This is a genomic window from Neptunomonas qingdaonensis (assembly GCF_900113275.1).
Taxonomy (GTDB): domain Bacteria; phylum Pseudomonadota; class Gammaproteobacteria; order Pseudomonadales; family Balneatricaceae; genus Neptunomonas; species Neptunomonas qingdaonensis.
Window position 1 is genome coordinate 240,287 of the sequence record NZ_FOOU01000002.1, and the last position, 25,115, is coordinate 265,401.

23 protein-coding genes are annotated in these 25,115 nt (G+C 46.7%); 3 read left to right on the forward strand and 20 right to left on the reverse strand.

Annotation, left to right across the window (positions count from 1 at the left end; genetic code table 11):
- Window positions 1-125: 125 nt before the first annotated feature.
- From BM099_RS04020 to BM099_RS04050, 7 genes are all read right to left on the reverse strand, one after another.
- Window positions 126-1,556, reverse strand: coding sequence for a sigma-54-dependent transcriptional regulator (locus tag BM099_RS04020; RefSeq protein ID WP_090724770.1), 1,431 nt, complete (start codon window positions 1,554-1,556; stop codon window positions 126-128).
- Window positions 1,556-2,689, reverse strand: a complete 1,134-nt coding sequence (locus BM099_RS04025; protein ID WP_090724773.1) for a sensor histidine kinase — start codon at window positions 2,687-2,689, stop codon at window positions 1,556-1,558. The genes BM099_RS04020 and BM099_RS04025 overlap by 1 nt, the downstream gene beginning before the upstream one ends.
- Entirely contained in the window at window positions 2,686-4,176 is a 1,491-nt protein-coding gene (locus tag BM099_RS04030) for a sigma-54 dependent transcriptional regulator (protein WP_090725252.1), read from the reverse strand. The genes BM099_RS04025 and BM099_RS04030 overlap by 4 nt, the downstream gene beginning before the upstream one ends.
- 220 nt (window positions 4,177-4,396) lie before the next feature.
- Entirely contained in the window at window positions 4,397-4,789 is a 393-nt protein-coding gene (gene fliS / locus BM099_RS04035; protein WP_090724776.1) for a flagellar export chaperone FliS, read from the reverse strand.
- A 181-nt stretch (window positions 4,790-4,970) separates the two neighbouring features.
- Window positions 4,971-7,013, reverse strand: a complete 2,043-nt coding sequence (gene fliD / locus BM099_RS04040) for a flagellar filament capping protein FliD (RefSeq protein WP_090724779.1) — start codon at window positions 7,011-7,013, stop codon at window positions 4,971-4,973.
- A gap of 20 nt (window positions 7,014-7,033) precedes the next feature.
- Window positions 7,034-7,438 carry a flagellar protein FlaG gene (locus tag BM099_RS04045; RefSeq protein ID WP_090724782.1) on the reverse strand — a complete coding sequence of 135 codons (405 nt, stop codon included), beginning with the start codon at window positions 7,436-7,438 and terminating at the stop codon, window positions 7,034-7,036.
- 167 nt (window positions 7,439-7,605) lie between these two features.
- The gene (locus tag BM099_RS04050) at window positions 7,606-9,558 is read right to left on the reverse strand and encodes a flagellin N-terminal helical domain-containing protein (RefSeq protein ID WP_090724785.1); all 1,953 of its coding nucleotides are present in this window, start codon (window positions 9,556-9,558) and stop codon (window positions 7,606-7,608) included.
- A gap of 283 nt (window positions 9,559-9,841) precedes the next feature.
- Between BM099_RS04050 and BM099_RS04055 the strand changes: the two genes are divergently transcribed.
- On the forward strand, window positions 9,842-10,150 hold the full coding sequence (locus tag BM099_RS04055) for a flagellar protein FliT (RefSeq protein ID WP_177201080.1): 309 nt from the start codon (window positions 9,842-9,844) through the stop codon (window positions 10,148-10,150).
- 115 nt (window positions 10,151-10,265) lie between these two features.
- Here BM099_RS04055 and flgL read toward each other — a convergent pair whose 3' ends face one another.
- From flgL to BM099_RS04120, 13 genes are all read right to left on the reverse strand, one after another.
- Window positions 10,266-11,534: a flagellar hook-associated protein FlgL gene (gene flgL, locus BM099_RS04060; RefSeq protein WP_232348858.1), complete on the reverse strand. Its 1,269-nt coding sequence runs from the start codon at window positions 11,532-11,534 to the stop codon at window positions 10,266-10,268.
- 16 nt (window positions 11,535-11,550) lie between these two features.
- Entirely contained in the window at window positions 11,551-13,596 is a 2,046-nt protein-coding gene (gene flgK / locus BM099_RS04065) for a flagellar hook-associated protein FlgK (protein ID WP_090724795.1), read from the reverse strand.
- A gap of 72 nt (window positions 13,597-13,668) precedes the next feature.
- The gene (gene flgJ / locus BM099_RS04070) at window positions 13,669-14,724 is read right to left on the reverse strand and encodes a flagellar assembly peptidoglycan hydrolase FlgJ (RefSeq protein ID WP_090724798.1); all 1,056 of its coding nucleotides are present in this window, start codon (window positions 14,722-14,724) and stop codon (window positions 13,669-13,671) included.
- Window positions 14,725-14,726: 2 nt separating this feature from the next.
- Window positions 14,727-15,821 (reverse strand): flagellar basal body P-ring protein FlgI, encoded by a 1,095-nt coding sequence (locus BM099_RS04075; RefSeq protein WP_090725254.1) that lies wholly within the window; start codon window positions 15,819-15,821, stop codon window positions 14,727-14,729.
- 52 nt (window positions 15,822-15,873) lie between these two features.
- Complete coding sequence (flgH, locus tag BM099_RS04080) at window positions 15,874-16,548, reverse strand: flagellar basal body L-ring protein FlgH (protein ID WP_090725256.1); 675 nt, start codon at window positions 16,546-16,548, stop codon at window positions 15,874-15,876.
- An 87-nt stretch (window positions 16,549-16,635) separates the two neighbouring features.
- A complete protein-coding gene (gene flgG, locus BM099_RS04085) occupies window positions 16,636-17,421 on the reverse strand; it encodes a flagellar basal-body rod protein FlgG (protein WP_090724801.1) in 786 nt (261 codons plus the stop codon).
- Between the two features lie 19 nt (window positions 17,422-17,440).
- The gene (flgF, locus tag BM099_RS04090) at window positions 17,441-18,184 is read right to left on the reverse strand and encodes a flagellar basal-body rod protein FlgF (protein WP_090724804.1); all 744 of its coding nucleotides are present in this window, start codon (window positions 18,182-18,184) and stop codon (window positions 17,441-17,443) included.
- Window positions 18,185-18,301: 117 nt separating this feature from the next.
- Window positions 18,302-20,335 carry a flagellar hook-basal body complex protein gene (locus BM099_RS04095; protein WP_090724805.1) on the reverse strand — a complete coding sequence of 678 codons (2,034 nt, stop codon included), beginning with the start codon at window positions 20,333-20,335 and terminating at the stop codon, window positions 18,302-18,304.
- 15 nt (window positions 20,336-20,350) lie between these two features.
- Window positions 20,351-21,028 carry a flagellar hook assembly protein FlgD gene (locus BM099_RS04100; protein ID WP_090724808.1) on the reverse strand — a complete coding sequence of 226 codons (678 nt, stop codon included), beginning with the start codon at window positions 21,026-21,028 and terminating at the stop codon, window positions 20,351-20,353.
- Between the two features lie 34 nt (window positions 21,029-21,062).
- The gene (gene flgC / locus BM099_RS04105; RefSeq protein WP_090724810.1) at window positions 21,063-21,497 is read right to left on the reverse strand and encodes a flagellar basal body rod protein FlgC; all 435 of its coding nucleotides are present in this window, start codon (window positions 21,495-21,497) and stop codon (window positions 21,063-21,065) included.
- Window positions 21,498-21,499: 2 nt separating this feature from the next.
- Entirely contained in the window at window positions 21,500-21,919 is a 420-nt protein-coding gene (flgB, locus tag BM099_RS04110) for a flagellar basal body rod protein FlgB (protein ID WP_090724812.1), read from the reverse strand.
- Window positions 21,920-22,089: 170 nt separating this feature from the next.
- On the reverse strand, window positions 22,090-22,938 hold the full coding sequence (locus BM099_RS04115) for a CheR family methyltransferase (RefSeq protein ID WP_090724815.1): 849 nt from the start codon (window positions 22,936-22,938) through the stop codon (window positions 22,090-22,092).
- A 15-nt stretch (window positions 22,939-22,953) separates the two neighbouring features.
- On the reverse strand, window positions 22,954-23,895 hold the full coding sequence (locus tag BM099_RS04120; protein ID WP_090724818.1) for a chemotaxis protein CheV: 942 nt from the start codon (window positions 23,893-23,895) through the stop codon (window positions 22,954-22,956).
- 73 nt (window positions 23,896-23,968) lie between these two features.
- On the opposite strand from BM099_RS04120, the gene flgA reads away from it, so the two are divergent.
- Together flgA and flgM are read left to right on the forward strand one after the other, a co-directional pair.
- Entirely contained in the window at window positions 23,969-24,673 is a 705-nt protein-coding gene (gene flgA, locus BM099_RS04125) for a flagellar basal body P-ring formation chaperone FlgA (protein WP_143083727.1), read from the forward strand.
- A gap of 128 nt (window positions 24,674-24,801) precedes the next feature.
- Window positions 24,802-25,113, forward strand: a complete 312-nt coding sequence (flgM, locus tag BM099_RS04130) for a flagellar biosynthesis anti-sigma factor FlgM (protein ID WP_090724824.1) — start codon at window positions 24,802-24,804, stop codon at window positions 25,111-25,113.
- Window positions 25,114-25,115: the final 2 nt, after the last annotated feature.

A 25,115-nucleotide genomic window follows, 5' to 3' on the forward strand; every position in this document is an offset into this window, starting at 1 on the left:
TAGATTTATACCCAACCGGAGCCTCAACTCTGAATTAGACATTGGTCTATTCAGACTTATTCAATAGTCTAATTAAATACTAACACATTGATATTTATCATATTTTTTAAACAACCATCCATTAGTTACTTTGCCAACAACTTATCCAGATCCAAACCAGACTCACGAATCTTGGCCAGTTTATAACGTAATGTCCTAGGACTAATCGCTAATCGCTCCGACGCCTCTTTTCGACTACCCCCGGCGGCTTTCAATGCATCAATTATTAACTGGAACTCATGCTGTCGCAGATCATTGCCTAATTTCCCCACATCATCGACTTCATGCCCTTGCGTGTCGGCTATTGTCTGCAACGGACTTTGCATGGGGCTATTTAAAGAGCTATCTAAAGAGCTATCTAAAGGGCTATTTAAGGAGCCCTGCAAAGAAATAGCCCCGCACATCATATGAAGATCAGCCGGCATGATGATATTCCCCTGCTGCAGGATCAGTGCCCGTTGAATCACATTGTCCAACTCGCGCACATTGCCAGGCCATTCATGCTGAGATAAAGCAGTCTCTGCCTGCGCGCTGAAACGTACGGCTGAACGCTTCATTTTCAAACAATGCTTTTCTAACAAACCTTTAGCAAGCGGCACAATATCAGCTCTGCGAGCCCGAAGCGGCTGCCACTGTAACGGAAACACATTCAACCGATAGTATAAATCCTCCCTGAATTTGCCTTCAGCCACAGCATTCTCTAGCTGGCGATTAGTGGTAGCGAGCACGCGAACATCCAGTTTAATCACACCCCTGCCACCGACCCGCTCGACCTCTTGCTCCTGTAGCACCCTTAGCAACTTAGCTTGCAGTCCAAGATCCATCTCGGTAATTTCATCTAATAACAGCGTACCGCCATTGGCTTGTTCAAACTTACCCGCCTGACTGGCAACAGCACCGGTAAAAGCGCCTTTTTCATGGCCGAATAACATCGCTTCGAGCATATTCTCCGGGATTGCCGCACAATTAATGGCAATAAATGACTTGTCGGCGCGCGGCGACTGATCGTGAATATAACGCGCCAGCACCTCTTTTCCTGTCCCTGATTCACCGGTAATCAGCACGGTAGACGCTGTTTCTGCAACACGTCTCGCCAACTGTAGTAACTGCACACTGCTGGCATCGACCGCCACCGGTTGCGCCGTGTTTGCAGACACGCCGCACGCGTACTCTTTAATCGTATTAATAAACAGCTCCGGCTCAAATGGCTTCAGCAAATAATCCACCGCGCCGTTACGAATAGCGTCCACGGCCTTATCCACCTGACCAAAAGCCGTCATCAATAAAACGGGCGTTCCCGGCAAATGCTGTCGGATATAATCCAGTAAGGCATGCCCGCACATACCAGGCATATTGACATCAGACACCACCATATCAACGCTTGTCTGTTTTAAGCGCACAATAGCCGATTCGCCATCCTCAGCTTCAATGGCGTCAATCCCGGCCAGCTCAAGGGTATCAACCAAGGCCTCTCTCAGGTCAAAATCATCCTCAACCACCAGTACCGTTAACGACATCATTCCCTTCCTGTTTCTATTTCTGGTTTTTGAATATACGGTAGGCAAAACTGAGCCAAGGTGCCGCTTCCTGGTTTAGACACGAGCGTGAATTGTCCATGATGCGCCTTGGCTACCACCTGAGCGACCGCCAGTCCAAGACCCGTGCCATGCGACTTGGTCGTAAAAAATGGCTCGAGCGCACTGGCGACCGTTTCAGCATCCATTCCCGGCCCCCTGTCTGCTACGCACAAAATGAAATTTGCTGCGTCCACATGTGCCTCTATCAGCAAAGGATGGCTATTACCCGCTGCCTGTAACGCATTGTTCACCAGATTCAGAATAGCACCGATTAAGATTTCCTGATTGCATTGCAGCCGATAACCCGGCGCATTGTTCAACAGCTCACAATCGGCATCGTATTGCGCCAGAGGAACATCCAGCACGTCATCGATTGATTGAAATAACTGCTCAGTAGAGATTTGATCTTCGAGCTTTGTTTCACCCCGGGCGAACAGCAACATATCTCTGACCTGATGCTCCAGATGCAACAAACGGGATTTCACTTTGAGTGCAAACTTAACGCGTTGTTTATCGGTAATCGTGGCTGCGCCTAAATGGCTGGAATAAAGCAGCGCCGCTGATAACGGCGTTCTTATCTGATGCGCCAACGACGCCATCATCCGTCCCATTTCAGAGAGTCGTTGATATTGCGACAAACGCGACTGCAGCAATCGGGTTCCGGTCTGATCTGTCAGCAACACCAGTTGCCCCGGTTCATCCAGCATTGCCCGCGTCAGAATACTGACACGCCGGCCATCTTTTAATGAGATCTCGTGTCCATCATCATTTTTCGGCGCAAAACTACGCTGGATCACCTGCATCCAGAGCTCACCCAGCAACGGCTTGCCGAGTAAGTCTTCGGCCGCCGGATTACAGTCGGATACGTACCCCTGATTATCAATCAAAATCACCCCGGCGGGTAACAAGTCAAGCAGTTGACGCATGCGCACGGCTAACAGGTCACCATGCGCCATTTCGCGATCTCTGCCCCGTTTGATTCTCTCTAACTCATGGCGTGTTTGCGCCAACTCATGTTTGAGGCGCTCAATCTCAGCCGCGGAGGCTGTATCGCAGGATTGCTTTTCGCTCATGAATCTGACAACCGTTGAATTTTATATTTACGCATTTTCTCTACCAGTGTGGTGCGGCGAATCATTAACATCGCCGCCGCACGCGCCACAACAAACCCGGTTTTATCCAGCGCATCACTAATCAATGCCTTTTCGATAGATTCCAGATACTGCTTAAGATCGATGCCCTCATCAGGAAGCGCTATTGCTTGCTCCTGACTTTTAAAAGCAGAGAAAACTTCCTCCTGGCCAGAGGAACCGGCAGTCATCATGCAATCCTGCTCGCTGCCACTCTCCAGCTGAAACGCGTTTTGTGATTGATAGCGGGTTGGTTCAGGTTCAGAAATATGCCGGCATTTAGCCGGAAGTTCCGAAACACCCACCACCCCATCAGGATGCATAATAGCCAGACGTTCGATAAGATTTGATAGCTCACGTACATTTCCAGGCCAGGGATGACGTTGCAACGATTCCAGCGCCGATGCATGGAAGCGTAAACGACCCAGCCCTTGTTTCTCCGCCCTTTGTGCCAATGTCTGTAACAACATCACCACATCCGCTTTTCTCTCACGTAAAGGCGGCGTTTCAATAGGATAAACGTTGAGCCGGTAATACAGATCCTCCCGAAATGTGCCGTTGAGAATCATCTCTTCCAGATCTTTATGCGTCGCGGCAATAATACGTACATTAACGTCAATGGTTTTACTACCGCCGACACGTTCAAAGCAGCGCTCCTGCAAGACCCGCAGTAGCTTCACCTGCATCGCTAATGGCATATCGCCAATTTCATCGAGAAACAAGGTGCCACCATCCGCCATCTCAAAACGTCCGGCGCGGGCGTTGATAGCCCCGGTGAATGCGCCTTTTTCATGACCGAACAACTCACTTTCGAGTAACTCCGGCGCAATAGCACCACAGTTGACCGGCACAAACGGCCCTTGCGCCCTTTTTGAATAATCATGCAGGCTTCGGGCGATCAGCTCTTTACCCGTGCCTGACTCCCCGGTGATCATCACATTCACATCCCGGTCGACCACCCGCATCATAGTTCTTTTCAAACTATTCATCGGCTGACTTTGTCCGATAAGCTGAGGAAACAAGGGCTTTTCAGACAGCCCGGAGCGCTTCACACCCCGCACAACCTGTGCTTCGTGTAACAGGTCGGTTAAGACATGTTCCGTCAATGGACCATCCAGCACGCGCAATAGCTGCACCTTAGAACGCTCACTCAACTGTTCAACATCATCCCAGGCTTCCAACAAGCATAACGATGTCTGTGCATCTTCCTGTCGAAACGATGTAATGAGTTTCTCCAGTGAGACAGGTAATAAGCAGCGCCCGATAAAAGCCACGTTAAGGTCTGGCCGAACATGATTATTCTGAAACCACTCAACAAAGGTCATCACCTGATGTGCAACACCAAGAAAACTGAAAATAGAACTGACAGATTGCCGACGCTGATCATCGTCATCAACAAGCAATACATTCATCTGAGAGGGTGTGTTCATAAACCACTGCAGCCATGTCATTTTTTTGACAGTTTAGCAGAAGAAAGCGGTTTCACAAGAAATGCGCCAGAATAATCGTTATTGGCCAGACCCTCACGATAAGCCACTGCCAAATAGTTGGCGGGCCGTTGAAATTGCATTGCCATAACCAACGCATAAAAAAACGCTTTCATGTTCCCATCAAAGCGCTCAAACCAACATTACCAAACTTACCTATATGTTATGCAGCAGGCACTTCCATCCCATTCCAGCCCGACTTTATCTGTAGCATCAGAGTCATAACTTCCTGCACTTTTGCTGCATCATTAGTACGGTTGGCCTGCAATAGGGTGCGGATCATGTAGTCGTACAAGGCATCCAGATTTGTCGCTATCTCACCGCCTTTTTCATGATTCAAAAAGTCTTTTAAACCCAAAATAATATCGTTCGCTTTGTTAAGTTGCTGAGTGCGAGCACTGATCTCTTTACGCTCAATCGCCCCCATCGCTTTAGCCATCGCTGTTAATGCGCCATCCACCAGCATAGAGATTAACTCTTTAGGCGAAGCCGTTTCTACAGCAGATCGCAGGTCTACGTTTTTATACTGCTTCAGGGCATTCAAATTGACACTCATTTCTACTCACTCCAACGCGTAACTATTATAAGTTTGCTATAAAAAGATTGTGGACAACCATTATGAGCAAGCATAAAGCTCCCTATACTCAGGAACAGCAGTAAAGCTGATTAAACCTGAGCAGAGCAATAAAGCCGCTCTAAACCTGTGGAAAATAATAAAGCCACAATTTACATAGAATTTAACTCGTTGCCGTAAACGGCAGACGGTCTACCAGGCCGGTTAACGAATCACCGGTAGTCTGAAAACTGGAAATAATACGTTCCATTGCCAGATACTGCTGCGTTAAACGGTCAGTATAAACGTCCATTTTACGATCAAGGCTTACCTGATCATCTTCAATACCATCGAGCTGGTTATTGATATTATCTTCACGGGTTTTAATCACCCCGCTACCCGATAAAAAACTATCAAATAAGGCGGATAGCTCCCCGGCAAAACCTTTGGAATAGGTAAAGCTGAAATCTTCTGCAGGCGCACCCGCCCTGACTGTGAAGTTAAGGCCATAAGGATCAGTATCAATCTTAGGCAGCAGCACATTACCGGAACCAAAAGCCGCATCGCCATTAATGGTTCCGCTCGCATCCGACCCATTGGTTGACACTGATGCCGTCGACAAGCCACTCGCTGCAGCGAACTCTACACCGGATGTTGCAATAGCGACCTTAGAAGTAGCGCCGAATTCGCGCGAGGCTAACTTGAATTCGCCACCGCTTTCAATCACCACATCAACAAAGGCTTTTGCCTCTTTCAGTGTCGCATCATTATTAATCAGCGATTGCATTTCTGTACGCAGATCATCGGCGGTGGCAAAACTACCCGACAAGGTCAGCTCACCTGACGTCACACCATCCACCGTTACCGAAAAAGTATAATCTCCCGGCGAGGCGACTGTATCCAGCGGTAACGCTGGCGCAGTATCGCCTACAGCAGAACCTTTGCTCGGTGCCGTGGTAATTGCTCCGCTATAAGTACCCGCAACAGTATTTGTCGCATAACTACCCACACTGACATCCACATAACTACTCGTAGACGAGGTTTGCGGTGCAAAAATGGAGGCGACTTTATCGAAATTATCCGCAATGGCTGCATCAAACTCTTTATCGACTATCTCTAACGTACCATCCAGTTGCGTGCGGATACCGATATTAGTCAGCGCATTGAACTCGCTGACACCGGGTACCGTTGTAGAGATAATATTTCTGATACTATTCAATAAAGTTTTTGCTGAGCCGTCTGTCGCCAAATCACCCCGCGAGGTTTCATTAGTTTCAGCGTTAGTACTAATGCCCGTTAAGGATTTCGCTGTCTCATAAAAGGTATTGTAGGCCTCGACAAAACCACGAATGGCATCTTCAGCGGTATTTTTATCCGCTGAGATGGCAAAGGTGAACTTATCACCCGGGCTTGCTTTGTTGATGGTAAATTCAAGCCCCTGAATCACATCTTTGATCTCGTTACTTTCACGAAATACGGTTAAACCGTTCACCTTCAGCTCAGCATCATTACCCTGCTGCGTTTCTGTCACATTGGCACGCAAGGTTTCATTAAAGGCAAACATGTTATTAAGATCAGGGTCGTCGGCAGAAATGCGCAGTGCGTTGTCTTCACCAGAAGGGGCAGAGATCATTAACTGGTAGTTACCATCAACTAATAAGACCGATGCCTGTACATCTGAATCAGCGCCATTAATTTTATCGGCAATATCCTGCAAAGAATCGTCGCTTGTGATATCCAGCGTCAGCGCGGTTTGGTCTTCGTTTTCTGCAAAAGCGATCGGGTTATCATTATCAACACCGTCATATGTCCAGGCGCCAAGGCTAATGGTTAGTGCCCCGGACACGTTAACACTGGCATTTTTATCTTCAACTGCCGTGTTGATTGCCAATGCCTGAGCCTGTGCAACTTCAATCACTTCGATTTGATAAGAACCGGTTTGCGCATCAGCATCCAGTGCTGCTGGCGTAATAACATCGGTTTCCGGAAAGGATACGGAGCGGGCATTGAAGGTATCGTTATCGGATAAAGGCTCCAACATTGACTGGAACTCAGCCAGGCTGCTTTTTAATATGCCATAGGCTGAAATTTGCGCATCAAGCGTCTCTTTTTTAGAATCCAGACGCCCTTGCTGAGGGGCTTTTTCTACCTCAACTAACTGTTTAACCAGCGAAGTGGTATCGATACCTGAGCCACCACCCAGTGCGGAAACGAAATTGGTATCCATAACCTACTCCTTGATGCTATTCAGGCATTTTCATTTAATATTAAACCCAACATCCCGTCGATATGCTTAGCGAGCTTGAGGGTTTGTTCCGACGGGAACTGACGAATCACTTCGTTGGTTTCGGTATCCATGACCTTAACCACCATATCATCGGTATCTTTATCGATGCTGAAATTAAGATTATGCTGGCCCTTGCCCATAAACTCATTCATTTTATCTAATACGTTCTGCACTTCTTCAGCACTCATTTTCTGAGCGTCCTGCACTGACTCGGATTGCGTAGCTTGCGTATTAACACTGTTTACCAGGCCAGTTGCCTGGGCACTGCTTACTGAGGAACTTCCTTGAGAGCTGTTCGTTTGTTGGCTGGTAGCCGTTTGCACACTCGCCGCAATATTACTGGCATTCATTGATTCAATTGACATGTTAACCTCCTGAGCCAGATTTAACGCCAGCCCTTTAATAAAAACCCTTAAACCGATTATTAAATCTATCCCTTAAACCGACCCTTAAATCTAACCCTGAAATAAAGAATCCCCCACCAGCGGTGGTGAGGGATTTTAATTGGCTGGTGATTAAACCCCGAAGCCTATTACTGCAGCAGCGACAATACCTGCTGTGGTGCAGCGTTAGCCTGCGCCAACATTGCTGTACCTGCCTGCTGTAATACCTGTGCCCGACTCAGGTTAGCGGATTCAGCCGCAAAGTCAGCATCCATGATACGTGATTTAGCTGCCGATACGTTTTCTGATACGTTTGACAGGTTGTTCACGGTAAAGTCCAGACGGTTACTCACCGCACCGAGATCACCACGGGTTGAATTGATCTGTTCTAGAGCTGTATCGATAGTACCAATTGCTTTTTGAGCGCCCGCAGCAGTAGAAATGTCGATACTCGCGACTGAACCACCTACAGAGTTGGCATCAGACTGATTGGTTTCCAATAAACCTGATTTAGCTGCAACGCTTGACCCATCTGGATTAAACTTAATTGAAATATCGCTACCATCATCACTAGTGAGCTTAATTGCGCTAGTGTTACCTGTATTAACTGAAGCCGCTAAAGCAGCTGCAGTGTTCGCTCCTTCACCAAAGGATATTGGAGCATTCGACTCTAGAACTAGGACTCCACCTTGAATCTCAGCAGTAACACCGTGTGTATTAGTACCTGTATTTATAGTTGAAGCCAGAGTTGTTAACTCAGCCTCAGTTGCAGCAGCAGGGTCTGTAATACCTGAAATATCAATATCTGAACCATTAATGCTTAAATTATCACTGGCGGTATTCAAAGTTGTGCCTGTAATTTCTCTAGACACATGTACAGAAGCCGTAACACCTGCATCAGCATCATTAATCGCCGCAACTTTTTCGGTGACACCTGTTGAAGATGAAGCACCTATTTCAACGCCATTAATGATCAAGTCTCCTGCAGCGAAGGCAGTAGCATTAACAGCCGTACCTTCAACCTCACCAGCAGAACTACGCTCATTCAATCCTAACGCAGCCAAATCTGTAGCGTTCCCTTCAATCGTCAGCGCTTTGCCGTCATCACTAGAGAGCAACAATCTAGTTTCAGTTGATGCCGCCAACGTACCTGTAGCTGCAGCAGAATCTGTCACTGCCAATTTGGCTGCCCCATCACTGGCCAAAACCAACTTACCCTCATCGTCAGTAGAAGCAACAATAGTTCCACCGGTAGTATCATTAATTTTAGATACCAACTCGTCCATGTTATCCGTGCCTGTAATGGTATATACCTGATCTGTACCATCTCCCATCGTAGCAGTAAGTGTTAATGTATCTGTACCAGCTACCAGAATACCGCTGCCTTTGCTTGTGGCAGTTTCTTCTAGGTATGTAGATGCAGTAACACCTTCAACAGCATTAAAGGCGGCAACTAAATCTTCAACGTTTGTGCCTGCCGCTGATTGATCATAAGCTCCAAGTGCATGCCCATTAACCTGTACATCACCTGCCAACATGGTGATACTAGCTTCTGTAATTGAAGAGCCCATCACATCACCAGAAACACCACCGCCCAAGCTCTTAGAATCCATCTTACCTATTTCCAAAGAAATCGTCTGGTTCGCTTCAGCACCCACCTGCAGATCAACTTTTCCTAACGTACCATCGAGAATATTCAGGCCGTTAAAAGACGTGGTCTCAGAGATACGGTCCAGCTCAGCGACCAGCTGTTTAACCTCGGCATCCAGAGTTGAACGGTTACCCGAATCGTAAGTACCACTGGCAGACTGGATAGACAGTTCACGCATACGCTGCAGGATGTTGGTAGACTCATCCAATGCACCTTCAGCGGTCTGAATCATTGATGCACCGTCGTTAGCGTTACGTACCGCCTGGTTCAAACCATTTACCTGAGAAGTCATACGGTTGGCGATAGACAGACCTGCGGCATCATCTGCAGCGGAGTTGATACGCTTTCCGCTTGTCAGACGTTCCATAGAGGTGTTCAGGTCGTTCTGAGACATTGTCAGGTTACGCTGAGCGTTAAGTGACATAATGTTTGAGTTAATTACCATAGACATGAGGCTTTCTCCTATCAACCAGATTTATCTGGTTGTTTTTGTGTTCGTTACCGGTGTACTGCTACTTTAAATGTGGCATCGTCACCGGGTATGTTTAAGCTATCGACCAATGGTTTGGTTGCTTTAGACTTTATTTTAAGTTTCTTTTATGGCAGCGTTCTGCCTCGCTTACGTGATCTATCGGCGCTTTTGCGCGCTGCTTTAGGAATGCTTTTAGAGAAAATGTGCAGCGCTTTTTAAACGCTCTTTAAGCACTTAATTCATGTTGACAATGGAATTTTTTATGCTAAGAATGACACAGCAACTACTTGATTTAACAAAAGAAATACAAGCCTCTGCAGAATCAGAAACGTGGGATAACGTGGCAAAACTACAAATTAGCCGCGAGAATTTAATAAAAAAAATAGAGCAATTACCCACACCTGAGGATGAAAAAACATCCCTCGCGATTGAGGCGCTGATTATCGAAATACAAAAGGTAGACGCACAGATAATGCCCAAAGTGGCTGAGCAGATGCGCGCCTTAAATGAGAACAGAAAACAGACCAACCAGGGGAAGAAAATGACAAAGGCTTATCAGTCGACCCGATAAGCCTTATATGAGTGTACCGGCATGAATGCAACGGCGTGCGCCAAGGAATTTACAGAAAGGAACTTACAAAAAGGAGCTTACTGACCCAGCTCAGCTTAATGTAACAACCGACCCGTTAGTTAATATAGTTAAACAGTGACAGTGCAGATACGCGCCCGAAGGTTGCCTGAGCAGCCGACAAGGTGGCTTCTTCTAATTTAAACAGGCTAATCGCAGAGGCCAGATCGGCATCCACCAAACTGGATATTGCCGACTCGGTAAACAACTTAAAATCCAGATTAGAGCTGCTCATAAACTCCAGTGAGCTTAAGCGCGAACCTAATGTCGCGACCACCTCGCTGTTACGGTCCGACGCTTGCTTAAACTGATCCAGGCTGGTGGCTACCAGCTCGCTCAACTCATCACGCTCTGCCTGACTACTCACCGGTTTATTCAAGCCCTCTGCCAGATCCATAGCTACATCGAGAATGTTTTTCTTTTCTGTTGAGACGTTAAACGTCAATGTATTGTCTGTAGCACTCGCCGGAGCATTCAGCTCAAATGCCATTCCGTTAAAGTCGATCGAATCACCCGGTGTAAAAGAGGTTGAGGATACTATTTCGTTTCCGCCGCTATCACTTATTTGATAACTGTATGATCCGGAAGGAATAGGAGCGTCTTCTGTGACTGCAATCGTAAGGTCACCCAATCCTTTGACGGCCTCGTTGAAGCTTGCTTCATCTTCGGTCGACGCAAAAGATACATTACTGACAAAAGGCTCTGTCGTGGTAACACCGCTTTCGTAATCAAAGGCCTCCTGGCCTGTCATGGTCACGTTCAGGCGATCATCGACTGACTCAAACAGGTACGCACCTGAATCGTTAGACGGCATAAACAGCTCAGAACCTACCTGTATCTGCCGCTGACCATCGTCGCCCTGGTATGCGTAGCGTCCATTTTCCAGAACATAGGGCTTAGTCGAACCCTGACTACCCGAAAACAGATATTCACCTTGCGAATCCTGCGTATTCATCAGGCCAGCGACATAGCCCGTTAGCTGGCCAAGCTCATTCGCGATAGATTTTCTGTCCTGGTCCTGCAAGGTTCCATTGGCGGCGTTCAGTGTCAGCTCGCGCATGCGGTTAAGCGCGATATTAACATCATCAAGAATCGTTTCTTCTAACGCCAAACGGCGTTCGGTAACATTGATGTTGTCATCATATTTTTCGTACTGCGACAATTCACGCTCGAGCTTCACAACCTGAGCCGCTGCGACCGGGTCATCCGAAGGAGTCTGCAGTTTTTTACCCGTCGAGACCTGATCTTGCAGCCCAGCCAGTTTTGACTGTGAATTCTGCATCTGATCTATCGATTTAAAATACTGTTGCTGGGTTGAAATTCTCATCACTCAGCCTCCCTGGTTAAATGCTATTAAGCAAGCTATCAAATAATGTTTGCGATGTTTTTATCAGTTGAGCTGATGCTTGATACGCTTGCTGAAACTGTACTAATTTAGCCGCTTCTTCATCGAGGTTAACGCCCGAGACACTCGATTTTGCCGTCACGGTAGAATCCAATACGGCTTTATTGGCCTCCATGGTGACTCGTGAACTTGAGGTGCGTGTGCCGACACGTTCGATCAGACTGCCGTAAAGATCCTGATAAGCGCCACCATCAAAAATATCTTTCTGCTGCAAATCGGATAACGCTAACGCATTACGGTTATCGGATACACCATCTTTATTAAAGCTAAAACTGAAGCGATCTCCGGGGGTTGGCAATCCCTCTACGACAACATCATATCCGTTTAACTCAATCGTCTTGCCCACCTCATAATCACTACTAGACAAGGCCTGTGGGTTAGACGGTTCGCTCATGTCATAAACGGTATAGGTCATCACTGAGTCGGCAACTGACGCATCCGGGTTATTAAATACAATATCGATAGGCGGATCGAGTTTATTACTAGCGGCCATTAAAACATCGGGATCAGTTACCGATACTGTCGCCACACCTGAACCATTATTATCACTATCAGGGGTGACTCTTACGGGCGACGCTAACGCCAGTTTTCGACCATCCTGAAGCTGTAACGACAGGTCTTCTGCACCCGTGCGTACCGGCTGAATCAGGAAGGTGTCGCCATTGGACAAACGCGTATCTGTTTTTAAGGTAACTTTCATGCCATCTACCTGAAAAGATAATGTTTTACCATCGGCATCCAGATAAAACTCGCCCTCCTCATCAACGGCGGCTAAAGCATCTGCCGTAGTAGCAAAACTGGTGGCAGGTAATTCTGGCTTAACTTCTGCCAGTTGATTAATACGCATCTGTTTGCCATCACTATTACGGATCAGCGTAATACTGTTATCACTGTCGTACGTCAGTTCGTAATCGGAGGCCTGTAGCTTGGAGATATCCTGAATTGATACGCCACTGGTTGCCCGCATACTCGATTGGTTATCTGATCTTGAAGATATCCGGCTATATTGCTGCGCAGCCGAGTTAACATCTTTAAACAGATCGCCGCCCAGTTCATTATTCAGATCCATACCCGCACTGTGCAGTGTATTCATACTCTCGGCAAAACCAATCGCCATGCGTCCTAATTCATCGCGGGCATCATCCAGCGCTTCGTCCCGGTATTGCAGTAGTCCGCCGATACTGCCGCCGCTCAGCTCATCCGTAACGGTAATCTTTTGACCTGAAATGATGAGCGCCAGGTCATTCTGCGAACTATCCGGATCCCCTTGTAACGACTGCATCTGGCTGGCAGAAGTTCCCACCACCAGAGGCTGGCCGTTACCGATAAAGACACTAAACTGTTCGCCCTGCTCCAGGACTCTGATACCGACCATTTCAGATAACTGGTTGGTGAGCTCTTCACGCTGATCTTTAAGCTCGTTAGCGGGATTACCGGATGATGTTGCCGTCTGGATGTTATCATTTAACTCGGCGATGCTGCTCGCCAATGAATTAATCTGGCTGGCGACATCATCCATCACACCGTTAATGGTGGCACTTTGACGACTGATATGCGCATCCAAATCATTGAAACGCTTAACCACGGCGTCTGATTGGGCAACAAACAACTCCCTATTGGCAATTGAAACCGGATCATCCACCACATTTTGTAATGCACTGAAGTACTGATCCAGCGCATTAGATACACTGGTTGTGTTAGTAGCGAGCAGGTTATCTAACTCGCCGGACATATCCGCATAGGTTGATGTCTGATTATAAGAGGATAGGTCAGACCACAGCTGCTGAGTCAGAAACCGGTTGGTGATGCGATCAACAGAATCAACCTGCACACCCGTTTGGTCCGGCAGTGTGGAAAAAGTAGCAATCTGACGACTATATCCGGGTGTATTAACATTGGATATGTTCTGACCCACCGTCGACAGTGCCGACTGATTCGATCGAAGCGCCTGATTACCTAAATTCAACAAATTGAAACTGGACATGATTTATCTCCGGAGAGTGGCACTGCAATAGCACCAAAACCTCATACTTATCTTCTCTATAGCGGCTAAAGATCAACCTTCTTTAGGTGTGTTTAGCCCCATTGCCAGAATGCGATTTTCGAAAATGGTGGTGATCTTGTCTGCATAGGCAGGATCGGTCGCATACCCGGCTGCTTGTAGCTGCTGCAGGTATTCACGTGGATCGGCGGCTAACTCTAATGCCTGCTGGTAACGCGGGCTGCTTTGAAGGAAATCAGCATAATCTCTGAAACTCTGCTCGTAAGAGTCGTATGAGCGAAACAGGGCCTTTTCCTGTTGCGCCACCCCATCACGATATTCCAGTGTATTCACCTGTGCCCGCTCACCATCCCAGCGCTTATCCGCTTTAATATTGAATAAGTTATTGCTGCTGTCGCCCTGAGCATCGCGAATAATATGCTTGCCCCATCCCGTTTCGAGCGCGGCCTGCGCTAACAGTACTTTGGGATCGACTCCCAGTTGAGCCGACGCCTCTTCAGCCAAAGGCAGCAAAGCGTTGACGAAGGCTTCTGGCGAATCAAATCTATCCGGCAAATTGGCTGTCGATGCTGTTGTACGTGATGCGGCGACCTTCTCTGCTAATATCTGCTCAACGGTTTGAGTAATCGGCGTAATAGACGGAGGCACTTCGGTTTTAGTGCTATTCAGCCCTTGTATCGATGACACAGTAACACCCGCACCCTGATCAAATGCGCGGTTCAGTAATCGCTCAGACTCCGAAACCGGACGCGAGGTTTTATCATCGTCATCATCGCCCATACGTACATTCAGCTGATGGCTTAACTGTCGTGCCAGCACATCTGCCAGGCCAATGCCGTTACTTTGCGACATCTCCTGTGTCATCTGGTTATCCAGCATGCCCTGATAAAAACCGACATTGCCGCCGCTGAACACATTATCTTCACTGAAGGATGCATTCGCCTCGCGCATACTCTTCATGACCATGCTCAAAAACATCTGCTCGAATTGCTGTGCAACCTGCTTGAGCGCTTCCGGCGTATCGGTTTTTGCCTGCTGTTTGAGCTTTTGCAGACTCCCCATATCGGCATAAAAATCAGGATTGTGTTTTGGATCCGTATTGATTGCCATGATCAGATCACTATCAGTTCGGCTTTAAGCGCACCCGCTTGCTTAAGCGCTTCCAGAATGGCCATTAAATCACCCGGAGCAGCACCTACCTGGTTTACCGCTTCGATAATCTCTTGCAATGATGTGCCCGGCGAAAACTCAAACATATGCCCTGAACCCGCATCCACCTCTATACCGGTACGCGGCGCGATTACTGTATCGCCTCCCGCTAAGGCATTAGGCTGATTCACATCCAGGTTTTCTGTGATGGCAACGGTTAATCCACCGTGAGTAATAGCAACCGGCGATACACGTACGTCCTGCCCTATGACAATCGTACCGGTGCGCGAATTGATAATGACTTTAGCCACCTCTTTAGCCGGTGTGATTTCCAGATTTTCCAGTACAGAAATAAATGAAACGCGTTGCGATGCATCTCTTGGCGCTCTGACACGAATCGATGTAGCATCAAGCGCCGCCGCCGTATTCATGCCCAGCAAAGCGTTGATCTCTTCTGAAACCCGTCGCGAGGTCGTGAAGTCAGGATGATTAAGGTTAAGAATCAGGCTATCACCCTGCGAAAAGGCATTCGGCACGGTACGCTCAACTGTCGCACCATTAGGAATACGCCCTACACTGGGCACGTTTAATGATAAGCGCGAGCCATCCTTACCTTCGACACCAAAACCGGAAACCACCAGGTTACCCTGCGCCATTGCATAGATTTGGCCATCAGCACCTTTCAGCGGCGCCATCAGCAAACTACCACCGCGCAGACTTTTTGAATCACCAATAGAGGATACCGTCAGATCAATGGTTTGACCGGGTTTGGAAAAAGGCGGCAACTCTGCATGGATAGCGACGGCGGCTATATTTTTCGATTTAGGATCTATGGTTGAAGGGATAGCTACGCCAAAATTGTTCAACATATTTCTGAATGTCTGCGATGTAAAGTTAGCCTTATCACCGGTACCATCCAAGCCGACCACCAGGCCATAACCCACCAACTGGTTATTACGTACGCCGGCTACTGAGGTGATATCTTTTATACGCTCAGCCATTGCACCGGATGAAAACAACAATGTCATGAGTAGCAATGTAACAAGCTTATTGATCATGTGATTCATCACTTATACCTTTTTTATTTAAACGCAATCGTTCAAAAGCATTCTAGAACGGCCACAATGGGCTTATAAAGAACCGAGTTAACCACCCCATCACATTGGTGTCATGCACACCGCCGGTACCACTGTAGCCAATTCTGGCATCTGCCAACTTGGTGGAGGGAATCGTGTTATCAGCAGCAATATCCTGAGGACGTACCAGACCGCTGATCTGAATATATTCATCGCCCTGATTTAACTGCATCCATTTTTCTCCCCTGACAGACAGCACGCCATTAGGCAGCACTTCATGAACCGTTACGGTAATGTCACCACTGAGGCTATTGCTCATATCCGACGAGCCTTCACCATCAAAGCTGTTATTTGAAGAGTCGATGTTTGCACTCAAGGGCGCACCAAACACTGACAGCGCATTACCCAAAATCGTTGGCTGGGGTATCGATAACGAGCTTGTTTTGTCTGCAGTTGTTGACGCCGATTTAGATGATTGGGTTTTTTCGCTGAGGACAATAGTAATGATGTCTCCGACGCGATGCGCCCGGCCATCACCGTAAATATCCAGATTAGTCGCGGCATTAAAAATTGAACCATCAATCGGTTTAGGTTGTTGCAATTGCTGCGGTGCTACCGGTGCATAATAAGGGCGATCAGGTTTGACGGGCTTGTTTACACAGCCCACCAGCACGATAGATACACTTATTAACAAAACAACTTTTTTCATGATGCTTTTCATAAGTCCGGTCATAATGATCCTGTTATAAGAGTGCTCATTGCCACCTGCATAAAGTCCTCTGATTAAATCTACGGCTTAAAGCTGCTGCGATACATAAGAGAGCATTTCATCAGCGGTAGAGATAACTTTGGAGTTAATCTCGTAAGCACGCTGGGTAGTAATCATATTCACCAGCTCTTCCACCGAATTCACATTCGACGCTTCCAACATCCCCTGACGTAAGATACCTGTACCCGCTTCACCCGGCACGGCAACTTCCGGCACACCACTGGCTGCCGTTTCAATAAACAGGTTCTGACCTATCGCTTGCAGGCCTGCCGGATTGATAAAGCCGGCTATTTCCAACTGGGTGATATTAACAGGCGTAGCACTGCCGGCAACAACGGCGGTTACTGTGCCATCAACTCCCACCGTAAAGGTCTGAACCTCGTCAGGTAGTGTCACAGCAGGCTCGACTAAGTAACCCTCGACTGTAACCAGTTCATTATCGCTATTTAGGTGGAATTGTCCGTTACGCGTATAGCCGATTTCACCATTAGGCATACTGACCTGAAAAAAGCCCCGGCCATTGATCGCTACATCAAACGCCTCATCAGTAACCTGCATCTCACCCGCTTGAAAAAGCTTTTGCGTACCGACAACCCGCACGCCATTACCCAGCTGTAAGCCTGAGGGCAGTTGCGTACCTTGTGCAGAATCCGCACCCGGTTGACGCTGAACCTGATAGAGCAGATCTTCAAAAACGGCCCGGTCTTTTTTAAAACCAACGGTACTGACGTTTGCCAGATTGTTGGAGATGACTTTGAGCTGTGTATCCTGTGCTGACAATCCTGTTTTAGCGACAAATAGTGCACCGTGCATTGCTATCTCCTAACGCTGCTTAGCTTAAAGAAAGGATTTGAGTCGCGGCGGATGAGTTCTCTTCCGCGGTTTTCATCATTTTTATGTTCATTTCAAACTGGCGTGACAAGCTGATAATGCTGGTTAACTCATTAACAGCATTAACATTACTCGATTCAAGATAGCCAGAACGCATCTTAAGATTCAGATCTGCAGGCTGAGCAGCGTTCGCATCCACATGCATTAAACCATCAAGCCCTTTGTAGATAGACTGCTGATCAAGATTAACCATTTTTATCCGATCAACCACGGCAAGCTCGGCTGCCGACTCACCTGCCGGACGGATGGTGATCGTGCCATCGGAACCAATTTCAACTTGTTCTGCTTCCGGTACGGCAATAGGAATGCCGCCGTTACCCATAACCGGCAATCCACTGCCTGTGACCAACTGATTAGCGGCATTGAGCTGCAGCTCACCGGAGCGCGTATAAGCTTCATTGCCGTCTGGAGCAATCACCGCCAACCAGCCACCGCCGTCGACTGCCACATCTAATGTCCTACCCGTCTGAATAAAGGTGCCGGTCGTGGTATCGGTTGCCGGACGCTCTGTCATGGCATAGACACGACTCGGCAAACCCTCTCCAAACACCTGCATAGCGCGCGCCTGAGCCAGATCTGTTTTAAAACCGGTGGTACTCACGTTGGCGAGATTGTTAGCGTGCGTTTGTTGCGCAAGCATATTTTCACGTGCGCCGCTCATCGCTACAAAAATAACTTTATCCATAACATCATCCGCTGTAAGTGATTGCCGTTTTTATTCTATAACAAGGTAAATGCAATCCACATGCCAAAAAAAAGAGCCGCATAAGCGACTCTTTAAATAAACAACAAAAAGTAAGGATCAGATCTGCAAAATCGACTGAGTTACTGTGTTCAACGTTTCCAGTGTTTTTGAGTTAGCCTGGAAGTTACGCTGGGCTTCAATGAGCTTCACCAACTCTGCGGATAGGTCTACGTTTGATTGCTCCAATGAAGCGGAGTTTAACAAACCATTCAAGCCTGTCCCCGGAGGATTAAGCAGCGCACTGCCTGAGGCAAGTGTTGCAGTCCATTCCGTATCACCGCTTGACTGCAATCCTGCCTGGTTTTCAAAAGAAGCAATAGCCACCACACCAATTTTAAGCTCTTCGCCGTTACTGAATGCGGCTATCATCTCTCCTGTACCGGCAAATGAAACACCGATAAGGTCACCTTTAGGGTATCCATCCTGATCAGACGCTTTAATAATCGAGTCAGAAGCAAACTGAGTAGAACCTGCAAGACTCAGTGTTACCGTGTTAGTTGGATCCGCAGGATCGGCACCTGAAATAATCAAATCAGGCACAGCAGCACCGGTACGAATCTCTTCTCCATTGATTTCTGAAAGGATACCATTGGTTGGATCGTACTTGATGATCACGGGGCCTGGTTCAGTACTTGAACCAAACCCTGGATCGTTTAACTTACCGATATCTAACGCTTCTTCGCCATTAAGATAAGCGTACATGCGGTATACGCCATCAAATGAATTATCACCGGCTATTGTATAATTAGCGGAGATATCAGTATCCGGCGTGGCTGAGAACAACGCATTACCTGATACTTCAGCGAATGTTAGCGAGTTATTACTCAATTCAGACTCACTCGCTTCTGGCTTAAATTCCACTCTGATTGAACCGAACTCCCCCTGATCAGGATCCCAGCTTACCGACTGTACCAATGGGTTCGCTTCAATAATATCAGACTCCCTATCACGAATAGCCAACGCCATCGACTCCGAGTCCAAGCCAACAGCACCGGTTGATATTTTGATATCAACACCTGCTATTTTCACTTCATGCTCTTGTGATGCAGCATAACTTCCACTTATAAACTCGTAATACTGCTTCTGATTACTCGATACGAAGCCCTCTGAGTCAGTCGCAGAAGATGGAATAATATCGCCTGCTGTATCAGTAACCAATACGTCCCCGTACTCAATCGCTTCAGATGCCGTTAAAACTTTAAGCTTGCCTGTAGTAATATCCGCGCCATCAACCCGATACTCAATATCAAAAATTCTTGGATCATTCTCCTCCGCTTGTAATTCTTCAAGCTTGGCGTCGCTTAATCTATAAATAGTCACAGCACCATTCTCGGCAGCGTCCGTCGCTATTTCGAAATCACCTAATGTACCCGCTGCTTGATCTGGCAGTGTCAAGGCAACACCAGAAACATTGATATCTATCCCAGCAGCCGCATCATATTGGCTGTACTCTTGTTCTGGCCTTTGTTCGACAAAGTTGTACTTGATGGTGTGCTCATTACCCAAACTGTCATAAGTTCGCACTGTCGTACTATAAGTGTATGAACCCGCAGCATCTTTATCATAATTTGGCAGCAATGTGGTTGCATCATTCCTGGCGTCAATATTGAATGACAGATCCATATCACTGGTAGCTTTTGGCGGGTATTCTTTCTGATTAACGGCCAAATCACCTATGGGCAAACGGTTCTCTTTTTCATCCAAACCGTAACCCTGCAGACGCTTCCCATCACTGGAAACAACATTACCTTCTTTATCCAATTCAAATGCACCAGCACGCGTATAGGTAATACCGCCTTGCTGATCGTCCAGCTGAAAGAAGCCAGAGCCATTAATCGCCAGATCCAGATTATTGTTAGTAAACTCTAACGTCCCAGAGCTAAAGTCCTGAGCAATGTTAGCAACGGTTACACCGGATCCCGGCGTGTTACTGCTGCCCGCCCCCACAACCGATGCTGTATAGATATCACCAAACTCAGTGCGTGATGATTTGTAACCAACCGTACTTGAGTTTGCAATGTTGTTACCTGCGACATCAAGCATGGTCGATGATGCTTTTAATCCTGTTACCGCGATATTAAAACCCGCCATGACTATATCCTCTCATTAACCTATTTGCTTGATGTCATTAATACTGACCGAACCTGCACCGGTATTTACTTTCATACCAATACCGTTTTGTCCTAATGTCACACTGTCTACCCGATGGCCGATATAGCTTTCTGTCGGTGTATAAATGCCATCCTTATCGGTTGCTTCCACTACGACGCGATACTTACTTTGCGGATCGCGATCGCCTACCTGCCAGCTAAAGTTATGATCACCTGAAGTTTTAGACCCCATTGACCAACTATCCACTACGCTGCCCGCTGCATCATAGATAGACACGCGCACATCTGAGGCGCTATCAGGCAAGCTTAGTACACCTTCAATGTTCCCTCCACTATCGAGCACGGCGGCATCTGTTTTCACAAACGCGGTCTGCCCCACCATAGAGGATGCCTGTAAAGCCGCCTGACTGGTTAATAAGGCGCTACTCATCTCCGTCATGGTCGTGTTGAGGTTATTAATACTCTCAACTGAACTCATGTTAGAAATCTGCTGCATAAAATCAGCGGTATCCGCCGGACTGGTAGGATCCTGATTTTTCAGCTGCGCAATCATCAACTTCATAAACATATCGCTGTCTGACTGAGACTGCGTTTTACTGTCAGAAGTCGACTGATTTGCCTTGTTTATCTGCTCATAAACCGACGTTGCATTTACACCGTTGATATCAGCCATGTCGCGACCTCAACTCTTTTATATTAAAATTTAATTACTGACCCAGCGTGAGAGCACGCTGCACCATCTGTTTTGCTGTGTTCATGATTTCTGCATTGATCTGGAAAGATCGTGATGCTGAAATCATGTCCGCCATCTCTTCAACCACATTCACGTTTGGGTAATGCACATAGCCTTTTTCATCGGCTAACGGGTGGCTGGGATTGTATTCGGTACGCAATGGCGCCTGGCTTTCTACGATACCTTTAACCTGCACGCCCTGCCCGGGTAACAAGCCAGAATCCATATTGGTTACTTGCTCTAGCGATGGTTCCTGCAATGCAAACACCGGTTTACGCGCTCTATAGGTTTGATCCACACTGGAACTAACGCTATCGGCATTGGCCATATTACTGGCGGTTGTGTTCAACCTGATGGTTTGAGCACTCATTGCTGAACCCGCTATATGAAATATATTTGCCAATGACATACTTATTCACCCTTAATCGCGCTGGTTAGACCTTTAAATTTACGGTTCAGAAAATCAAATGAAGCCTGATAACCTAAAGCGTTTTCTGTATAACGAGCCATCTCTTCCTGCACATCCACCGTATTACCATCTACAGCTGGCTGCATCGGCGTGCGAAACATCAACTCTGCCGCAAAATCAGGATGGATAACGCTATCGTTATGTGCAGCATGCGTATTCACCATTTTCAGTGGCGCCTGATTTTGCTGAGTCCCTTTTAAACCCTGCACATCCTGCAGCACACTCTTAAAATCAATATCACGAGCCTGGAAATTTGGCGTATCAGCATTAGCAATGTTATTCGCAATAACTTCTGCACGCGTAGAGCGCAGTGCAACTGCGTCATCGTGTATCCCTAATGCTTTGTCAAAACTGATCGCCATACATCACCTCATACTGTGTAAATAGATTAAAGCAATGTCTATGCCAAACACACAAAAGCGCCGTACAACAGGAGATCGCGAGGAATAAGAAGTTATTTGCCAGGATAGAAAATAAAAAAGCGGCACTCGATTGCCGCTTTATTTTGCCGCTTTGTGTTGCAGTTCTCAGGCTAGATCGCCTGGTAAATAATGCCCGGGCGGCAATGAATCATTTTGTAACAATCAGCTAATCCCGCCAGAGACTCAGATGCACCCAACAGCAGGTAGCCGCCAGGGGTGAGCTGTTTATGCATTTTACGTAAAATTTCTATTTTCACTTCTGAAGAAAAATAGATCATCACATTTCGACAGAAAATAATATCGAATTGCCCCAAACCGGAATACTGACCTAACAGATTAATACTTTGGAAACGAACTCTGGATTTTATATCAGGGTTAATGGTCCAGGAACCATTGATATTCGCTTTAAAATACTTCTGCAGCCGCTCCTTTTCAAGGCCTCGCCCCAACGCCAACATCTCATATTCACCTGAGCGAGCTTGCTGCAAAACACTTGACGATATATCTGTCGCGATAATCTCCTCTCCCGACAAAGAGAAGCCCGGATTCGCACGTTTATATTCATCAATAATCATGCTCATTGAGTAGGGCTCTTGTCCGGTAGAGCAGGCAGCCGACCATAGGCGTATTTTTTGACGGCTTTTCTTTTTCCTTATTTCAGGCAAAAGCTTATTTTTAAGAATATCGTAGGGGTGTATATCACGAAACCAAAGCGTTTCATTAGTCGTCATCGCATCGATAACTTTATCTTTGAGCTGATGACCCCCGGGTGTTTCAAGCTGCTGTACAAGGGAAATCAGATTATCCAGCGAGTTCTCATGCATGATTTTCCCAAGTCTACTCTGCACAAGGTACTGTTTATGCGCTGCCAGCAGTATCCCGCAGTTTTTTTCCAAAAACTGACTAAACACAACGAACTCATTCGGCGTTATTTTGAAGGCGCCTACACGCTCAGTCATCACTATGATTCCATTCTATGACCGTTGCTCAACTGTTTTTATCCGTTCAATAACCACACTCGCCAAATCATCAGCATTGAACTTAGCTAAAAAGCCATCCGCACCGACCTTTTTCACCATGGAGACGTTAAAGCCTCCACTCAATGAAGAGTGCAGCACAATATGCATTTTATGCATTCGCGGATCTTCACGAATCATCGCTGCGAGGGTATATCCATCCATTTCCGGCATTTCAATATCTGATATCATCATTAAAAATAGCTCGGTAACATCATTGCCTTTCTCTGCCAGGTTATTAAGCATGTCCCAGGCAACTTTTCCGTTATTACATGTTGTTACTTTAACACCCAGATCTTCAAGGCTTCGCTGCATTTGCTTGCGTGCTACACTCGAATCATCAACGCATAAAACATGATGTGCTTTCGCTTTAACCTTCATTTCCGGCGTGGCCAGCGCTTCACTGACTTTTGTATGCATAGGATATATGTCTGCCAGTATTTGCTCCACGTCGAGAATTTCAATCAATTTATCTTCAAACTCAAACACCGCAGTCAGATAATTTTCACCGCCAATTTCTGCAGGTGGCGCCATTATCTGATCCCACTGTGTATTCAGAATCCGGTCAACTTTTCTCACCAGAAAGGCCAGCGTACGGGTATTATATTCTGCAACAATTAAAAAGCACTGCAGGTGCTCTTCATTAGGGATACCGATACGCCCTACCGCTTCAGAAAGATCCAGAACGGGTATCGTTTCACCGCGAATATGTGCCATACCTTTAACCGAAGTTGTCTGTCGGGGAACTTCCGTCAATTTAGGACATTGCAGCACTTCTCGTACTTTAAATACATTAATACCGTATACCTGATCGGTTTCAAGCGAGAATAATAAAAGCTCTAAACGGTTCTGCCCTACCATTTGAGTACGCAGGTTTACAGTATCTAGAATACCTGACATCATCTATACCAAATCTAATGCCACTGTAACAGTGACACCACGACAACCATCCTGTACGAATTCAGGAGCCACCGTGAGTTATTTTCGAATAATGCCCGTTATCGGCACGCTCATTATTATATTAAGTTCTTTTTTACTACCCACACACAGCATAGCTAACTCTTTGCAAACCACCCTGGAAGCACAGATCTATAAGCATTTCAAAGCAATGCATCCTGAATCTCATATTAATATAGTCGTAAACCCCATTAATGATCAGGTAAATAACAAAAAATGTTATGACTTTTCTATTCCACTACCTGCTGATATACCGTCAGGAGGGCGTTTATCAATCAGGGTCAGCTGCACGGCTCCTGATACGTGGAGTGTTTACGTAACGGCCCGGGTCGACATACTCTCGATGGTTGCTACTGCTAAGCGCCCCATCCTCAAAGGAGCATCCCTGAGCGCCAGAGACCTGCACTTTACACAACAAAATATTAGTACATTAAACCAAAGCTATTTTACAAAACCCGAACAACTGCTGACCTTGATAGCCCGCCGTAACATAGCCACCGGTACACTGCTCACCTCCAATTTATTAGTGATTCCTGAGCTAATCAATCGCAATGACAGTGTCATTATTGAAGCCACTATCGGCACTCTTTCCGTCAGAACACAAGGCACGGCACTGGACAGTGGAAGGTATGGTGAGCAGATCCGTGTTATCAATAACAAATCACAGAAAGTGATCCGCGCCTATATAAAAAGCAGAGGCGTCGTTTCTGTCTCGCGGTAGCTATTAGATGAGTGTCTGTTTATAATTAAGCCAATATTAATTAATTAGAAAATTTTTTCACTTTACCCCTAAAGTTTTGCAATTCAGAGCCGCTAATTAACGTATACATAGATTTTGAGGGTAGAAAAATGGCTATTAATCTTAACAGTTCCTTTTCGCAGCAAGCGTTGAGTGCTCGTGAAAAGATTAGCACCCAGCGTAATGACGAAGGTGCGGCATCGGTTAGCAACGCCGCAGCCAAACCTGTTTCAAAAGATACCGTCGAGCTCAGCGACACCGTCAAGGTAATGCAAGCGGCTGACGCAAAAATTGCCAACACGCCCGATATTAACAGCGAACGTGTTGCCAGCCTTAAAGCAGCCATTGATAGTGGTAGTTATAAGGTCGATGCTGAAAGTGTTGCGCAGAAGATGATTGATTTTGATGCCATGCTGGAGTAACT

Bases quoted from the DNA above. Each gene is read 5' to 3' on its own strand.
- BM099_RS04020 (WP_090724770.1), bottom strand. From the start codon at position 1,556: ATGTCGTTAACGGTACTGGTGGTTGAGGATGATTTTGACCTGAGAGAG.
- BM099_RS04025 (WP_090724773.1), bottom strand. From the start codon at position 2,689: ATGAGCGAAAAGCAATCCTGCGATACAGCCTCCGCGGCTGAGATTGAG.
- BM099_RS04030 (WP_090725252.1), bottom strand. From the start codon at position 4,176: ATGAACACACCCTCTCAGATGAATGTATTGCTTGTTGATGACGATGAT.
- fliS (WP_090724776.1), bottom strand. From the start codon at position 4,789: ATGAGTGTCAATTTGAATGCCCTGAAGCAGTATAAAAACGTAGACCTG.
- fliD (WP_090724779.1), bottom strand. From the start codon at position 7,013: ATGGATACCAATTTCGTTTCCGCACTGGGTGGTGGCTCAGGTATCGAT.
- BM099_RS04045 (WP_090724782.1), bottom strand. From the start codon at position 7,438: ATGTCAATTGAATCAATGAATGCCAGTAATATTGCGGCGAGTGTGCAA.
- BM099_RS04050 (WP_090724785.1), bottom strand. From the start codon at position 9,558: ATGTCTATGGTAATTAACTCAAACATTATGTCACTTAACGCTCAGCGT.
- BM099_RS04055 (WP_177201080.1), top strand. From the start codon at position 9,842: ATGCTAAGAATGACACAGCAACTACTTGATTTAACAAAAGAAATACAA.
- flgL (WP_232348858.1), bottom strand. From the start codon at position 11,534: ATGAGAATTTCAACCCAGCAACAGTATTTTAAATCGATAGATCAGATG.
- flgK (WP_090724795.1), bottom strand. From the start codon at position 13,596: ATGTCCAGTTTCAATTTGTTGAATTTAGGTAATCAGGCGCTTCGATCG.
- flgJ (WP_090724798.1), bottom strand. From the start codon at position 14,724: ATGGCAATCAATACGGATCCAAAACACAATCCTGATTTTTATGCCGAT.
- BM099_RS04075 (WP_090725254.1), bottom strand. From the start codon at position 15,821: ATGATCAATAAGCTTGTTACATTGCTACTCATGACATTGTTGTTTTCA.
- flgH (WP_090725256.1), bottom strand. From the start codon at position 16,548: ATGAAAAAAGTTGTTTTGTTAATAAGTGTATCTATCGTGCTGGTGGGC.
- flgG (WP_090724801.1), bottom strand. From the start codon at position 17,421: ATGCACGGTGCACTATTTGTCGCTAAAACAGGATTGTCAGCACAGGAT.
- flgF (WP_090724804.1), bottom strand. From the start codon at position 18,184: ATGGATAAAGTTATTTTTGTAGCGATGAGCGGCGCACGTGAAAATATG.
- BM099_RS04095 (WP_090724805.1), bottom strand. From the start codon at position 20,335: ATGGCGGGTTTTAATATCGCGGTAACAGGATTAAAAGCATCATCGACC.
- BM099_RS04100 (WP_090724808.1), bottom strand. From the start codon at position 21,028: ATGGCTGATATCAACGGTGTAAATGCAACGTCGGTTTATGAGCAGATA.
- flgC (WP_090724810.1), bottom strand. From the start codon at position 21,497: ATGTCATTGGCAAATATATTTCATATAGCGGGTTCAGCAATGAGTGCT.
- flgB (WP_090724812.1), bottom strand. From the start codon at position 21,919: ATGGCGATCAGTTTTGACAAAGCATTAGGGATACACGATGACGCAGTT.
- BM099_RS04115 (WP_090724815.1), bottom strand. From the start codon at position 22,938: ATGACTGAGCGTGTAGGCGCCTTCAAAATAACGCCGAATGAGTTCGTT.
- BM099_RS04120 (WP_090724818.1), bottom strand. From the start codon at position 23,895: ATGTCAGGTATTCTAGATACTGTAAACCTGCGTACTCAAATGGTAGGG.
- flgM (WP_090724824.1), top strand. From the start codon at position 24,802: ATGGCTATTAATCTTAACAGTTCCTTTTCGCAGCAAGCGTTGAGTGCT.